Origin of the sequence: Campylobacter pinnipediorum subsp. pinnipediorum, from assembly GCF_002021925.1 — a bacterium.
Lineage (GTDB): Bacteria > Campylobacterota > Campylobacteria > Campylobacterales > Campylobacteraceae > Campylobacter_A > Campylobacter_A pinnipediorum.
In genome coordinates this window covers 435662-449586 of the sequence record NZ_CP012546.1, presented here as the reverse complement: position 1 = coordinate 449586, position 13925 = coordinate 435662, and the positions used below count along the sequence as shown (strand labels likewise).

Here is a 13925-nt window from a genome sequence, read left to right as displayed (position 1 = left end):
TAACCCCTTATTAAGAATGTCTGCAACCACAACCATCAGATTTTCCTGAGCAGCCACCACTACAACCAGAACAAGCAGTGCATCCACTACTACAACTTCCAGAGCAGCTACCACTACAACCATTACAACCCATGGTAATATAAATATCCTCAGAGCCATCAAAATATGCAAATCCCTCGCGGTTTGCTTGTGTATCAGCTATGCGTATTTTCCTTCTTGTTTTAAGTTTGGATGCCATAGAAGCACTTTGTGTTGAAAGCAAGTATTTTTCATCACTCTCGCTTTTAGTATAGCTTCTACTTGTATCTGCTTTGTTATTTAACTCGCTCTTTGTTGCATAAGTGTTACTAGCTTTTGATGAAGTAAGATACCTACTATCACTCTCACTTTTGCTATAACTTCTACTTGTGTCAGCTTTGTTATTTAGATTAGATGTTAGATTATCTATTAGCTCTTTTAGCTCTTTACCCTTGTTTGCAGATAGCGCATTAGCTGTGCTTGATGATGTAAGTGAGTTTGTTACAGCGCTTTTAAGCAAGAAATTTGATTTTTCATTATTAAATGTATCTAAACTACTACTAATCTCGCTTTTAAAAACAAAATTATTATTTGCTTCTTGTTTTGTGTAAGCATCTATTGTATCTGTCTTTTTAAGATATGTTTGCTCTGCTGTTTCCGTTTTTAAAAATAACTCATCTGTTTTTATTTTTGTATAGTGCTCATCTTTTACCCATTTTCTAGTGGCCAAAACTACATTATTATCAACTACTAGATTTATTAAGTTTGTGTTTGATACTTGAATTTTAAAGCTTATGGTTATATCTTTTGCGCTGCCTTCATTAAGTAAAGGCTTATAGCTTTCAGCTACCTTTGCTATGGCAAATAAACTACCATCATCACAAAATATACCAGCTTCTCTTATATAAAAGCCTCCAACACTAGCATTTATAACACCCTCTACATCAAGGATATGATTATCTTGTGCGTTTATGGTTATCGCATTTATGCTAAATCTATGTTTCTCGTTTTGCAAAGATGTCATATCTTGGTTTATCTCGCCTTGTCCGTCTCCTACTGCCATATGTGTAAGCTGTATAGTGTTGTTATTTGATGTTGCTTGTATTAGCTTACTAAGCCCAACATTAGTTATCATTGTGCCACTCATTCAAGCTCTCCTTTTAAATTTATTATTTGTATATTTATGATCTCAGCTAGTTTTGCATAAGCCCCTATAAAGTAGTTGTCTTTTGTACTTATATTCTTAATTGATGTTGGATGTATAGTTATATTCTCGTGAGTTGATGTAAAAGAAGCTGTGTTTATATTTGTACTTATGCCTACTTTTATTGTTGCACCATCATACACAGAACGCACGTTTTTATATGCGTTTGCTATCTTGTCTACTTTTGCAAGCTCATCAAAATTAACACCGGATTTACCAGTGTCTATCTCTAGTTTAAAATGATATGGTTCTCCATCATATTTATACCACTCAATAAGCTTTGTCCCAGCATAAGATGCCTTAAGTGCTTTATCTAAGCTATAAAAAGTCCCTGAATAAAGATGAATTTCAAAAGCATTTTGTATAAGCTCTCTAGCCTCATCAGGCAAAAGTCCATCTATATCTACATCAAAAGCATTAGCTAAATGTTTTAATAATCTCTCATCACAACTTTTAGCTAAGGTATTTATAGTGTTTATATCTAGCTCATCAAGTCTTAATCCAAAAAGTTCATCAAGCCTTTTATCTATGTTTTGCTTATGTTTTGGTAGTATGCTCATAGCTTAGCCTTTGTGTAGCTTAGCTCGTAATTTATCCTAACAAAGCTATCATCACTTACTTTTATATCAGCACTTGGCTCGCTTAAATTTACCCTATAAACCCCATTTGTATGCAAAATTTTATAAACATAGCTAAGGTTTAAATCTTCCCCCAAAGATAGGCTTTGTCTGTTTTGCTTTATGCTGTTATCTATCTCATCTTGCATAAACATATCATTTAGCTCAAGCTCAGCTCTTATGCTTATCTCATTTATATTTGCATTTTTTACAACGACCTTATCAGTCAAGGGTCGCCTTTTATCTTCGTTTAGATACTCTTGTACCAAGGCTCTTGTCTCTTCGCTCATATCACTTGTTTTTAAAAAGACATTTACAACGCCGGCCCCGCCATTGCTAACGCTTACTTCTTTTAGTTTTGGAGTGGCACTCATGGCTTGATATATGTATGCCTTTTTAGCTCCTGCTGTGCTAAACCTTTCAAGTGAAAGTATCGCCCGCTCTCTTAATCTCTCATCATCTTCCACATCCTCCCCGCCATCAAAAGCACTTAATTGCTTTGCTTTTAGCACAAATGGAAAAGGTGTTTGTATATACTCACACTTAGCGTTGCTTTGTTTTACAAACTCATCAAGTATTACCTTGCCTTCGGATTCTAACCCACCTTTTGTGATAATCACATCATCTTTTAGTCTTGCTGTTTTTGCATTATCACTTGTAAGTATTGTGCCTTTTGGTATTAAAGTATCACTTTCTTTTATGCTTGATAATATAAACTTAACACTAGCCCATGGCTTTTCTCCTTTTAATCTTTCTATCCCATAAATGGCTACCACATTATCTAAATCACTTCCTTTTGCAAAAGCAAGCAGCATTGACTTAACAGCTTCATTTATCCTAGCTCTAAGCAATATCTCCCTATAAGCAAAAGCTTCAAGCATAGCAGAAAATCTATCACTCTCTAAAAGTTCTATCTCATCATCTTTTAAATAGCTTTTAAAAAGCCTTTTAACATCGTTTAAAACACTATTAAAATCAAGCTCTTCTATCATCTTTGGTGCTGGTAAATTTTTTAAAAAGTTCATATATTATTATCCTAACTTCGCAGCCGAGCAAAGCCCATCTTTACGACAAGGAGCTAAAGCTCCCTTGACCCACCTAAAGCACACCGTTGCTTTCGGCAACGCCGTATTTTTCTTGTGCTTTGCACTCTCTTTTAAAAAGTTCATATATTGACTCCTATTTCATCGCCATCAATAAGCACTATCTTAAAGCTAAGCTTGTGATCTTTTGCACTAACTAGCCTAACTTCATCTATCTTTACTCGTTTTTCCCATTTTTGGATAGCTTCTATTACATAGCAAGCAAGATTAGCCCTAAACTCATCATCTACTTTTTTATCCACAAGTTCAAAAATCCTGCTTCCATAATCAGGCAGCATAACCCTTGAACCAAGTGGAGTTAGTAAAATATCTTTTATGCTTTCTTCTATACTTGCTAAATGTTTCATCTTGGTAAGCTCTTTCCACCATCACTATCGCTATGGCTATGACCTGTAAGATCACCTTTTATATCTGTTATATTCCCAGATACATTTAAATTACCATTAAGTCTCATATCGCCTGTAAAACTTATGCTAGGACTTTTTAAAGTAGTATTTTGTGCTGTTGCATTAATGTTTTTTGCATTAAGATCTACATTAGCACATTTTATATTTATCTGCTTTGGCGAACTTATAGTAAGTGTGCTTGAGGCTGTGTTATAGCTCATCTTTATACCATCTTCAAACACAAAAAGCTGTTCTTTTGTGTCTACACCAGGTGCTTCGTGAGCTGTTTGATAAATAGATCTAAGCACAACACCAGCATTTAAACTCCCTCTTACAGGCAAAACCACAACTTGTTCTCCAACCCTTGTTGGCACAAATCCGCAAGCAAATTCATTTGCCATTTGAACTACCGGTAAAAAATCAGTCACCATAGAGCCAATGCTTACTCGCACTCTATCACCCTTTACTTCGCTAATCATGCCTACTTCTATAAAATCCACTTCCTACACCTTCTTCCTAAAAAAATCAGTAACTATATCTCTTATAAAGATAAGCCCATCACTACCCATCCAAGCCCCAAAACCACAAAGGCTAAGGCTTAGCCTAGTGTTATGAAAATTAAAAAAACTTATTTCATAAACGATATATGCCACAAAACAACCTTCAAAAACCCTATTTAAAAAACCCCTAAAACTTTTATTTGGGGTATGTAAAAAACTCACACTAGAACCCATCAAGCCAACCATCACGATATAAAAAAGATAGCTAAGCTCCATACTAAAACCTAAAAATGCTTAAAAGTCTTGCAGGGCTAAAAAACCCATTAAAAACCCCAATTGTCAAAGCCCAAGCAGTCATAGCTATATCTTTGTTATAAAATAACCACTCATAAAATGTATATGAAAAGATACTTAATGCAAATACTGCAATTGCTCCAGCAAATAAAATAAATGCCTTTTTCATTTACTAACTCCCAAACACTCTTTTAAAAGCCTTTCACACTCTAAAAGATAAAGCATTATTTGCTTGTGCGACTCAAAGCTTCTATCGTTTTTTGGTTTTTGTGGCATACTAGCTTGACATTTGATAGGCACATAAACATCTTTGTATATATATCTTGGCTCTATGTTTTTTACATCGTTTGCACAACCACTTAAAATAAGCACAAGTAAAAAACATATAAGCATTAATTTATTCATTAAATAGCTCCTTATAAGCTTTTAATTCAGCCTTGCAACTATCATCTTTTATATAGATTTTTTGCACTCTTTGCTCGTTTTTGCTTATCTTGTTTTCTTGTTTTATCTCATTTTCTTTTATTGCTTTGTTTTGTATATATATAAGTGCATTGCAAGCACTTAGGCTATTTGCCGATATATTTAACTCACTTATTAAGCTCTTTGTTTGATTTTTAAAAATTTGAATCTCATTTTCTAGTCTTGTAATTTTTATGCTCTGATAAAGAGTTACGATCATAAGGACAACAGCACAAAGCATAGGCATATTAAATATCTTTGAGCTAATAAATTTAAACAAAAAACCCATCACACACCCTTGTTATTTGATATAACAACTATAAAATCATTATCTTTTGCAAGATCTATGAGCTTATTTAGTGTTTCTTTGCTGTGATATACACCATTATCATCATAGCTACTACCCACCAAAATACACCCTAATGTATCCTTTGGATAATTGCCGGAGTGTATTAGTATCCGCCTATCTTTAGATACCAGCTCGTTATATAAAAGTGGCAATACCTTTTTAAACTTAGGCGAATAAGACCAAGTAGCCCCATACTCTCCAGCCGGTACTCTTTTATCTTGATTTGCTTTTATGCTGTCAGCTCCAGCTGGTTCTAAGGTGTAGCCTTTTAAAATAGGCTTATCATCACTTGCTAAAACAAACTCACCAAGTGTGCCATCATCTATATTTTTAAAGCGTTTTATGTATAGTTTTTTCATATCTCATCCCCTAAATAATCATCATCATTTTCTCTATATAGTGGTATCTCTAAACCTATACTATAAACATAAAGACTACTTTCAAAGCTAACAAATTCAATATTTTTAAAAATCTCTTCACCAAAAACAAAATTTGCCTTTGATATTGTTCTAGCTCTTAGTTCATCAAGTAAAGCAATTACACTATTTTTATCAGCATCTAAACTCCTAGCACCAACATAAAGTGTAAAACTAGCAATATCTTTTTTCCACTCTTTGTTGTTTATCCCGTTAAATGCCAGATATACACCAGTTTGAACACCTTCCTTGTATACAGTCTTTGCTTCTGGATAAATTTCTTTTAGCTTTTTAAAAATATCAATTATTTCTCTCATCCTAAACCGCCTGCATATTAAAATAAGCATCTGTTTTTGTCTCGCCCTCTAAAACAGATTTACCTATCTCAGCTCTTGCATTTTTTAGCATTACTATATCTTCTTCGCTTAGTGCTATTTTTAGATACACTTTAAGTCTAATCATTGCAAAATCCATCATAACCCAGCTCTTTACACTCTTTCCTTGACACTCTTCCAAGGTTTCGCCAACCGCTACATCCAAAGCATCATCTGTTATTTCATCTGGGTTTAAAAGGACACTCTGTGCCCTTTTGAGAAACAATTCTCTAAATTCCGTCACCATCTGTATCGCTCTCATTTTCTTCTGAAAGTGTTACCCACTCAGGCACAGCTATTTGATAGTCGTTATACACTTCAAATTTGTATTTAAGTGAGCTTTCTTCATTGTCATACCATCTCACTCTTCTTACAGCAAGTCCTAAGCTCATCACTAAATTTTTAAGAGGTGTCATTAAAAACTTACCTTTTGGTACAAAAGCAGCAACTTCTAAAGGCACATCAAGTATGCTTTTAGCATTAGCATTCAAAAGCACGCCTAAACCACCATTTTTAGACCCTACCTCTGTTTGAAAGGCTAAATAATCAGCTTGTGAGATAAGAATAACACTATCTTTTAGCACCTCTTCATTGTGTGCTTTCACCAATGCGGCTAACTTATCAACCATCTTTGAGGCTTTTTTATGTTCTATTTTTTTAACTCCACTTACCTCTTTTGCTAGTGTAAACCAGCCTTTGTTTAGGTTTTTAAACTCATTTGAACTATAATCATCCTTTTCGCCTATCATCCCTAAGTTTTGCAAATCAGTAGCAAAAGCCCTAGCAAAACTTTCAAATGTTTCAGACTCAAATTTAGGATTATCCGCATTATCTTCAAGTGTGTCTTGTGTGATCTTTGCAAACAACTGAACCGGCTTATTATCAAGTGTTACAGACCCAACACCTAATTTTTGTCTTTGCTCATCTGTTGGTGAATTACCTGGTGCAACCCTTACTAAAATACCCTTAGCAAGATTCCAGGTGTCAATACTAGTTTGTAACTTTTTAGTCTGATATACATTTATCTTTTTTAAAAAATCACTACTGTCAACTATAGTATTGATAACCTTCCTTGATTTATCAACACTTAAAGTGTTATTTGCGGTCATATCTGTTGGGCTTATAACACCTTTTGTTTTTATCACATTTAGTATATCTCTCATAATACCCCCTCAAGTTCATCGCTTTTATTTACATTGTCGCTTTGCTTGCTATTTTTTGCATTTTTTTCAAGCTCATCAACTCTGGCATTAAGCTTTTCTATGCTCTCTCCAAGCTTGCCAAAGCCATCACTTATAGCTTTTTGTATGCTTTCATTATCTTTGTTTTGGTTTTGCTCCACCTTTTCTCCTTTACTAAATTTTTCAAACAACACACTAAAACCTTTTGCTATGGCTTCAGCTATTCCACTATCTGATTTATTAAGCGCTTCACGCTCACCAGTTCCAGCCATAGAAATGCCTGCTATCTCGCCTTTTTTGACAGCTTGTTTTAACTCTTCACTTTCAAGCTTTATAGCCACAGCCCAGCTTCCAACTTTTTCACTTTTAAAAAGTGCATCATTTTCTCTAACTATCCAGCTTTCAGCCACATAAGCACCATCTGGCTTAAAGTTATGATCTCTATCTACATTAGCACCATTTAGCCCTTTCATAAAGGCATAAGCCGCCTTTTCTATCTCTGCCGCACTTGCTAAGTCGCCCTGAGTATCTACCTCATCTGGTGCATAAACTATCCCATAAACAACACCCTTTTCAGTGTCGCTTTTTGCTATGTTTATGGTTTTTTCATAGTTTGTTTTTACATCACTACTTTTATATATGATGCTTTTACCATTAGCACCAGCTTTTACAAGCGATATATGAGTAATGTTTAGATCTTTAAGTCTGTTTTTCATTAACTACTCCTGTAATGTTTTATGCTCATTTTATGTAATTTTTAAAAAAATGAATTACTAAACTACTATATATAGTATTTTTATAAAAAATCTTTTGTATAAAATTGTCAAAAAAGGATGCACTTATGAACAAATACATTTTTAAATCAGATACACAAAGCTTACAAACACCAAGAGATGAAGAAGCAAATGGCATTTTAGAACCATTTGTAGACTTTGATACATTACTTGCTATGCACTATGCAAATGTATATCATAGGCGTGCTATTAAAATAAAAGCTGGAATGCTTTCACAAGTAGAATTAGAAGATAGTGATATACGAAAGTTTTTACCAATTGAAGCTAGCCCAAAGTCTTTCTTATATGAGTTTGTGTATAACTTAGAGCTTTACGGCAATGCTCCAATTGAAAAGGCAGGAACCACAAATAACTATTGTTTATACAATATACCAGCAGTTGAATGGCGAACAAATAAAAATCGTGAGATTTTTCAGCTAGACAAAAATGGCACAAAAACACAGCTTGAAGGCTATTATTTAAAATACCACTCACCAAGTTCAAGGTTTTATGGTGAACCTGATTATTTGCCAGTTATGTTAGCTATCTTAACAAATCAAGAAGCAGATAATTATAATTATGCCTTTTTTAAAAATGGAGCAAGACCAGATCTAGCCATCATTCATAAAAACTCAGAGCCAAGCGAAGAACAAATTAGCACCTATAAAGAATTTTTTAGTGATAATTTTAAAGGCTCACTAAATGCACACAAAACACTACTTACTTATGCAAACTCTGCGACAGGTGATCGTGATGCAGATATTCGTTTTGAAAAATTAGGTGGCGTTGATGATCTTAGCTTTGAAAATCTCAAAAAGGTTAGCAGAAATGAAATAGCCGCAGCCCACGGCATACCGCCAAGGTTACTTGGCATTATGGAAGCTGGCGGACTTGGTGGCGGTGGTGAACTTATAGGACAGCTTCAACAATTTAACGAGATAGAGATAAAACCAAAAATAGAGCTAATTGAGGGCTTTTTTAGTAGGATAGGTATAAAACTAAGCCTAAAGGCAGTTGATGTTACTAACTTTAAAGATGATGGAGCTATCGTTACTGAACTTGTTAGTCGTGGTATACTTAGTATAGATGAAGCCAGAAGTATTTTAGGATGGCAAAAAAACATTTAAATATATATCATAAGCTTTTTAAAAGGTGTTTAAAATCGTTTAAATGCCTTTAAATAATACAAACATACATATAGGTAAAAAAAGGGGCTTAAAATGGCTTATAATGAAGATTTTAAAAATGAGTGCTTAAACCTTATAGCAAGTGGTGTAAACTCTGTGCTTGTTTCAAAGCAAATGAATGTATCAAGACCAACACTTACTAAATGGATAAAACAAGCCAAACAAGATAGTGTAAATATCCAAAATGCCATACAATCACTAGAAAAAAAGATAAACATACTAAGCAATAAAAAAGACCTACGCAGTGATGATGCTATCTTGCTTAGTGAGCTAATCATTGCACTAAATAAACTAAAGGGTGAAGATAAAAAGAAAAAAGAGCTAAGTTCTTATGTAAAACCACCTATAAATTTGGACAAAACAGCAAAAATATTAAGAGATGAGATACTAAGTAAAGGCGGCTTATTTGAGTATCAAAAAAACTTTTTAGCTTGCGAGGCTCAGTTTAGAATAGTGCTAAAATCAAGGCAAATAGGCTTTTCTTATGTAGCAGCAGCTGATGCACTAATAGGTGCTATTGGTGGTCGTAACCAACTATTTTTAAGTGCTAGTGAAGAACAAGCCCTTATATTAATGAGATACTTAAGGGGCTGGGCAGAGCGTTTTGGCATAGTGCTTGATAAAGATAGCGAAACAGAAATCACCCTTGAAAATGGTGCTATCATAAAAGCACTAGCACACAACTTTAGAACAGTTCAGGGCTTTACTGGCGATATATGGATGGATGAGTTTGCCTGGTATGCAAATCCTAAGAAAATTTGGCACGCCTTTGTGCCAAGCATTGGAGCTATCAAAGGTCGTTTAACTATACTTTCAACACCTTTTGAAGAAAAGAGCTTATTTCACGAACTTTATAGCGATGAAGCAAAATATAAGATGTTTGAACGATTTAGGGTAGATATATACACAGCTATTAAAGATGGACTTGAGTTTGACCTTGAGACTATGAAAGCGCTATTTGATGCTGACACCTGGGCTAGTGCTTATGAGTGTGTGTTTATAGATGATGAAAGCTCTTTACTCTCCATTAGCCTTATAAAATCTTGCATAGATGAAAGCTATAATTACTACACCCCAGCAAGTGATACCCCCTTGCTTTGTGGTTATGATATAGGCAGAGTAAATGACCGCTCAACCTTAGCCAGTGTAGTAAGCATAAAAGATAACTTTGTTCTTGCAAGTCTAGGCGTGTTTGCAAAGGCTAGCTTTAAAGAACAAGAAGACATACTAAGCTCACACCTAAGAAGCTACCCACTAGCCACACTTGAAATGGATAAAACAGGTATCGGACTAAATTTAACAGAGACTATGCACTCTAAGTTTAAAAGTAGGGTTCACGGCGTGTATTTTACAAACTCTATAAAAGAGCAAATGGCACTAAATTTAAAAAAGCTATTTGAAGATAAAAAGATAAAGATACCAAACGATGCTATGCTAATAAGCGACCTTCACGCCATAAAAAGAAGCGTAGGGGCTAAAAGCTTTAAATACGATGCAAAAAGAAACGAATACGGACACGCAGATAGATTTTGGGCTTTAGCTTTGGCTTGTAAGAAAATAGCAGCCGTAACAAAACGAAGTGGTGGCGGAGCTATGATAATATAAACTTGCTTTTATTACTTTACTTTTAAAGCCTTTTTAATGTCCTTTATATACTCTTCGCCTATCTTGTTTCCTAAGGCATTTGTAGCCCTTTGATAATCACTTGATTTTAAAAACTCACTAACTGCATTTTTTAGATAAGGGTTTGCCTTTGTTCCTGGGTGTCTTACTTGTTTGCCAAAAAACTGCCCTTTTTCTTTATTCGCCAAGCTTTTCATCTTTTTAACTTTTATCATATGTGGCTTTGTACCTTCGTGGACAAACTTAGCATATTTTACCCCAGCACTATTACCTATGGATACCAAAAGACTATCTAGCTTATCATCATAAATTTGTATATCTCTTTTAAGATCACCCGTCTTTATAGGTGCTTTAAACTTAGCCTTTCTTAAAGCACCAGCCCCCACACGATAAACAAAGTTTTTTAGATGTGGCTTTATATCTTTTTCATTCACCTAATAGCTCCTAAACCTTTGCCTTTGTATATCTACCTAATGCTTCATAATTCATAGCTAATCCTTTTTTTACTTCTCCAAATATCCATCTTTTCTAAGCCAAGCTAAGATCTCTTTCTCATCTGTTAATACCCCGTAGCCTTCTATTTCAAATGTTCTTTTGGCTATATAAGCAAAGGCATCTATAAAATTACCTATAAACCTAATATCCTTGTCTGCATCTTCAAATTCACATACTTCTAACATCATAGGGTCTTTTTTACCTATTTCTATGTTTTCCAAATAAAAATCACAATTCATTAGATACATAATTTTGCCATCTTTTATACAATTAAGCCCTGTATAGTATTTATTTGCAAATGCCAAACTATTATCTTTTTCATTATATTCATAATTATTAGCAACTATAAACCATACAGCATAAGAGTTTAACTCTATTTCTAATTTTCTCATATAAACCACCTTTTGATTATTTCTTGATCTAGAGTTGTACTATGCTTATTAAAGTGCTTCTTCCCATCTTTTGGTTTAAAAAAAGTTACTATATCATTACCATCAAAGACCATAAAAAAGCCATTATCCGAATAAGCATTAAATCTTTGTGGTCTTTTATTGTTTGGTGCCATAACATTTATAGAGTTTAAAGCCTTTACTACATCAGATATTTTTGCTCTTGTATACAATAATTCAGAATGCTTACCATCATAATAATTCCCCTTCCTAAGACTCCTAAGCACCCCGGTTTTATCTATATGCCTTATTAGCTCATCATCTTTTCTACCAGTATGCTTCATCTTGACACCATCTATCTCTTCTTCTTCTTCTATATATACAGGTATTAGCTCAGTTCTACAATGCATATGATATGGAGGCAAGCCAAAGTTTGATGGTAGTTTTTTGCCTAAAAACGGCTTGCTAGCCCAAGCGGCAGCAGCCTTTTTGTCTTTTATGCTTTTAGCGTTCATTATCTTATCAGCTTGTGCGTTTATATGATTTGCAGGTATAATTCTTCCATTCATTGACCTACATATTGCACTAGTCTTAGCATCTATTATAGCTAAAACTTCATAATACTGCACATCTCTTTTTCTTGCTTGATTTACCCTAGCTATATTATTTGTTTGGCTTATTATATGATCGCCCACACCCTTAAAATAATTCACACTACCATCTATGCTATCCTTTAGCTCTTCCTTCAAAGCCCCAGCTAGTTCGCTTTTTGGTATCTTACCATCAAATACCCTTTGTGTTACATCTTTTAGCTTGTTTTGAAAGTCTGCATTAAACTTATCCTTAGCCCAGACAAAGCTATTTCTCATACCTTCTATAGCTTTTATATCAACCCTATCAAAACTAAAACCCAAAGGATCTTTAACACTAGTAGCAAGTTTTTTATATATCTCTTCCAAATTTAGCGGATTTATACTTAGCCCCATTGCTGATATCTTAGAGCTTATCATATCTTTTAATGTATCTAGTGGTATATCGTGGTTCTCATTTACAAAAACTATCAAATTTACAATAGCTTTTTCTAAGTCATTTTTAACCAGCTTTGAGTTCTCGTTTGTAAACTCATCTATTATCTCATCTAAGCTTTTGTTTTGTTGTGCTTTTGATTTTAAAATCCCTTTTAATAATAAATTATTATCTATCATACATCCTCTTTAATTCGCCTTTTTTTGATGTATCTTGTGCATAAGACTTCCAATAATCATCAAAATATACAGCCTCTATTGTTGGAAAGCTCTTATTGCATTTATTGCATATTCTGTATCGTTTATTCTGTAGGCTTTTTATAGTAGTTACCACTCTTGTCTTTTCATTACCACAATACGGACAAAACAAACAAAACTCCTTTTTTTGTTTTATTCTAGCACTTTTTTAAAATTTTGCCCATTCCTGTTATTATTTTTGTTGCATCTTTTTTGTCTAGTTTATATAAAAACCTAACATACAAAAAATAAACCTTTGCTGTCCTAGCACAAAATCTAAGTAATTGTGTATCATCCCAGCAAAGCTCATTTTGCAAAGCAATTATCTTATTGATTTGAGATACACTTATCTTACTTGATTTGTTTAGATTTCTTCCTTTATAATCCGGCTTTAGGTTGATTTCATCATTACAATTAAGATTGAAAATATCAAGCACTCTATTTAGCTCATCTATGCTTAGATCTTTTGAGCTACTTACATCAAACCTAACCTTAAGCCAATCACTCCAAGCATCATTATTTTTTATTAATTTATAACTATTATGTGTATGAATTTTTGCAAGTAATTGCTTTCTATAAATCTCTTGTGCTTTTGTCATTTTATCACCTTTGTGGCTAGTAAATTTGCTAGTAATTTTTTAGTAGTAGGGCTTATTTGTCTTACTTCTTCTTGCTCTACTTCTTGTGTTTTGGCTTTATGATTAAGCCTTGTATACCATTCTTCGCTTATTCTATTTATCTTGCCTATCATATGTTGATTATCAAATAAGTATCTATATACTATGCTAGTCTCATTTGCATCAAGTCTTTGATATACTCCGTTATCTGTAACCACAAAAGAGTTTCTAAGCACTCCCTCGCTATCCATTTTGATTATCACAAACTCCAAAAAGCCATTGCCACCTTCACCAGGCTTTCCACTGCAAAGCTCTTCATTTTTATATACTTCTTTACAATAAGCTATCATATCTTCTATATTTTTAAAATATTTCACACCAGGTCTTGCTTGTTCTTCTAGTCTTTTTTTATGCCAAAACATCAAAGCCTTATGGATAACAAGATCATTATTTACAAAATTACCTCTAAATCTATCAGCAAAGATAGCAAAGTTTATAAGTTCATCAGTCTTTATGCTACTTAGCTTTTTATCAAATTTAATTAGCTTTGCTTGTGGCAAAAAGCCCTTACTATCACCAAATAAATCAGCTATTATCTTTAATCTTTTAGTGTCCATTTGCCACCTTTTCTAAACTCTTTAAAAAGCCTTTAAACCCCGTTTAAAGACTTATTAA

General features: G+C 33.8%; 22 protein-coding genes. 2 read left to right on the top strand and 20 right to left on the bottom strand.

Annotated elements, in window-relative coordinates:
- Positions 1–10: 10 nt before the first annotated feature.
- The 14 genes from CPIN17260_RS02325 to CPIN17260_RS02260 form a co-directional block, all read right to left on the bottom strand.
- Positions 11–1165 carry a phage tail-collar fiber domain-containing protein gene (locus CPIN17260_RS02325; RefSeq protein ID WP_069637897.1) on the bottom strand — a complete coding sequence of 385 codons (1155 nt, stop codon included), beginning with the start codon at positions 1163–1165 and terminating at the stop codon, positions 11–13.
- Entirely contained in the window at positions 1162–1782 is a 621-nt protein-coding gene (locus tag CPIN17260_RS02320) for a phage tail protein (protein ID WP_069637896.1), read from the bottom strand. The genes CPIN17260_RS02325 and CPIN17260_RS02320 overlap by 4 nt, the downstream gene beginning before the upstream one ends.
- Complete coding sequence (locus CPIN17260_RS02315) at positions 1779–2864, bottom strand: baseplate assembly protein (protein WP_069637895.1); 1086 nt, start codon at positions 2862–2864, stop codon at positions 1779–1781. Before CPIN17260_RS02315 ends, CPIN17260_RS02320 begins: the two co-directional genes overlap by 4 nt.
- 140 nt (positions 2865–3004) lie before the next feature.
- Positions 3005–3289, bottom strand: a complete 285-nt coding sequence (locus CPIN17260_RS02310; protein WP_069637894.1) for a GPW/gp25 family protein — start codon at positions 3287–3289, stop codon at positions 3005–3007.
- Positions 3286–3828: a phage baseplate assembly protein V gene (locus CPIN17260_RS02305; protein WP_226996982.1), complete on the bottom strand. Its 543-nt coding sequence runs from the start codon at positions 3826–3828 to the stop codon at positions 3286–3288. Before CPIN17260_RS02305 ends, CPIN17260_RS02310 begins: the two co-directional genes overlap by 4 nt.
- 3 nt (positions 3829–3831) lie before the next feature.
- On the bottom strand, positions 3832–4104 hold the full coding sequence (locus tag CPIN17260_RS02300; protein ID WP_069637893.1) for a hypothetical protein: 273 nt from the start codon (positions 4102–4104) through the stop codon (positions 3832–3834).
- Position 4105: 1 nt separating this feature from the next.
- Positions 4106–4291 carry a hypothetical protein gene (locus CPIN17260_RS02295; RefSeq protein WP_069637892.1) on the bottom strand — a complete coding sequence of 62 codons (186 nt, stop codon included), beginning with the start codon at positions 4289–4291 and terminating at the stop codon, positions 4106–4108.
- The gene (locus CPIN17260_RS02290) at positions 4288–4527 is read right to left on the bottom strand and encodes a hypothetical protein (RefSeq protein ID WP_069637891.1); all 240 of its coding nucleotides are present in this window, start codon (positions 4525–4527) and stop codon (positions 4288–4290) included. Before CPIN17260_RS02290 ends, CPIN17260_RS02295 begins: the two co-directional genes overlap by 4 nt.
- Positions 4520–4873 carry a hypothetical protein gene (locus tag CPIN17260_RS02285; protein ID WP_069637890.1) on the bottom strand — a complete coding sequence of 118 codons (354 nt, stop codon included), beginning with the start codon at positions 4871–4873 and terminating at the stop codon, positions 4520–4522. The genes CPIN17260_RS02290 and CPIN17260_RS02285 overlap by 8 nt, the downstream gene beginning before the upstream one ends.
- Positions 4873–5292 carry a DUF5675 family protein gene (locus CPIN17260_RS02280; protein WP_069637889.1) on the bottom strand — a complete coding sequence of 140 codons (420 nt, stop codon included), beginning with the start codon at positions 5290–5292 and terminating at the stop codon, positions 4873–4875. Before CPIN17260_RS02280 ends, CPIN17260_RS02285 begins: the two co-directional genes overlap by 1 nt.
- Positions 5289–5666 carry a hypothetical protein gene (locus CPIN17260_RS02275; RefSeq protein WP_069637888.1) on the bottom strand — a complete coding sequence of 126 codons (378 nt, stop codon included), beginning with the start codon at positions 5664–5666 and terminating at the stop codon, positions 5289–5291. The genes CPIN17260_RS02280 and CPIN17260_RS02275 overlap by 4 nt, the downstream gene beginning before the upstream one ends.
- Position 5667: 1 nt before the next feature.
- Positions 5668–5970: a hypothetical protein gene (locus tag CPIN17260_RS02270; protein WP_069637887.1), complete on the bottom strand. Its 303-nt coding sequence runs from the start codon at positions 5968–5970 to the stop codon at positions 5668–5670.
- Positions 5954–6886 carry a phage major capsid protein, P2 family gene (locus CPIN17260_RS02265; RefSeq protein ID WP_086936834.1) on the bottom strand — a complete coding sequence of 311 codons (933 nt, stop codon included), beginning with the start codon at positions 6884–6886 and terminating at the stop codon, positions 5954–5956. The genes CPIN17260_RS02270 and CPIN17260_RS02265 overlap by 17 nt, the downstream gene beginning before the upstream one ends.
- Entirely contained in the window at positions 6883–7620 is a 738-nt protein-coding gene (locus CPIN17260_RS02260) for an XkdF-like putative serine protease domain-containing protein (RefSeq protein ID WP_069637885.1), read from the bottom strand. The genes CPIN17260_RS02265 and CPIN17260_RS02260 overlap by 4 nt, the downstream gene beginning before the upstream one ends.
- A 125-nt stretch (positions 7621–7745) precedes the next feature.
- Here CPIN17260_RS02260 and CPIN17260_RS02255 point away from each other — a divergent pair, with 125 nt between their 5' ends.
- Together CPIN17260_RS02255 and CPIN17260_RS02250 are read left to right on the top strand one after the other, a co-directional pair.
- Positions 7746–8804 carry a phage portal protein gene (locus CPIN17260_RS02255; protein ID WP_069637884.1) on the top strand — a complete coding sequence of 353 codons (1059 nt, stop codon included), beginning with the start codon at positions 7746–7748 and terminating at the stop codon, positions 8802–8804.
- A 93-nt stretch (positions 8805–8897) separates the two neighbouring features.
- Complete coding sequence (locus tag CPIN17260_RS02250; RefSeq protein ID WP_069637883.1) at positions 8898–10469, top strand: terminase large subunit domain-containing protein; 1572 nt, start codon at positions 8898–8900, stop codon at positions 10467–10469.
- An 11-nt stretch (positions 10470–10480) separates the two neighbouring features.
- Here the strand turns inward: CPIN17260_RS02250 and CPIN17260_RS02245 are convergent, their stop codons facing one another.
- The 6 genes from CPIN17260_RS02245 to CPIN17260_RS02220 all read right to left on the bottom strand — a co-directional run bounded on the left by CPIN17260_RS02245 (position 10481) and on the right by CPIN17260_RS02220 (position 13867).
- Positions 10481–10921, bottom strand: a complete 441-nt coding sequence (locus CPIN17260_RS02245) for a hypothetical protein (protein ID WP_078387954.1) — start codon at positions 10919–10921, stop codon at positions 10481–10483.
- 69 nt (positions 10922–10990) lie between these two features.
- A complete protein-coding gene (locus tag CPIN17260_RS02240; RefSeq protein WP_069637882.1) occupies positions 10991–11374 on the bottom strand; it encodes a hypothetical protein in 384 nt (127 codons plus the stop codon).
- The gene (locus CPIN17260_RS09025) at positions 11371–12576 is read right to left on the bottom strand and encodes a structural protein (protein WP_099046651.1); all 1206 of its coding nucleotides are present in this window, start codon (positions 12574–12576) and stop codon (positions 11371–11373) included. Before CPIN17260_RS09025 ends, CPIN17260_RS02240 begins: the two co-directional genes overlap by 4 nt.
- Positions 12566–12766, bottom strand: coding sequence for an NrdR family transcriptional regulator (locus CPIN17260_RS02230; RefSeq protein WP_069637880.1), 201 nt, complete (start codon positions 12764–12766; stop codon positions 12566–12568). Before CPIN17260_RS02230 ends, CPIN17260_RS09025 begins: the two co-directional genes overlap by 11 nt.
- Before the next feature lie 25 nt (positions 12767–12791).
- Positions 12792–13232, bottom strand: coding sequence for a phage protein GemA/Gp16 family protein (locus tag CPIN17260_RS02225; RefSeq protein WP_069637879.1), 441 nt, complete (start codon positions 13230–13232; stop codon positions 12792–12794).
- Positions 13229–13867 carry a hypothetical protein gene (locus tag CPIN17260_RS02220; RefSeq protein ID WP_069637878.1) on the bottom strand — a complete coding sequence of 213 codons (639 nt, stop codon included), beginning with the start codon at positions 13865–13867 and terminating at the stop codon, positions 13229–13231. Before CPIN17260_RS02220 ends, CPIN17260_RS02225 begins: the two co-directional genes overlap by 4 nt.
- Between the last annotated feature and the right edge of the window lie 58 nt (positions 13868–13925).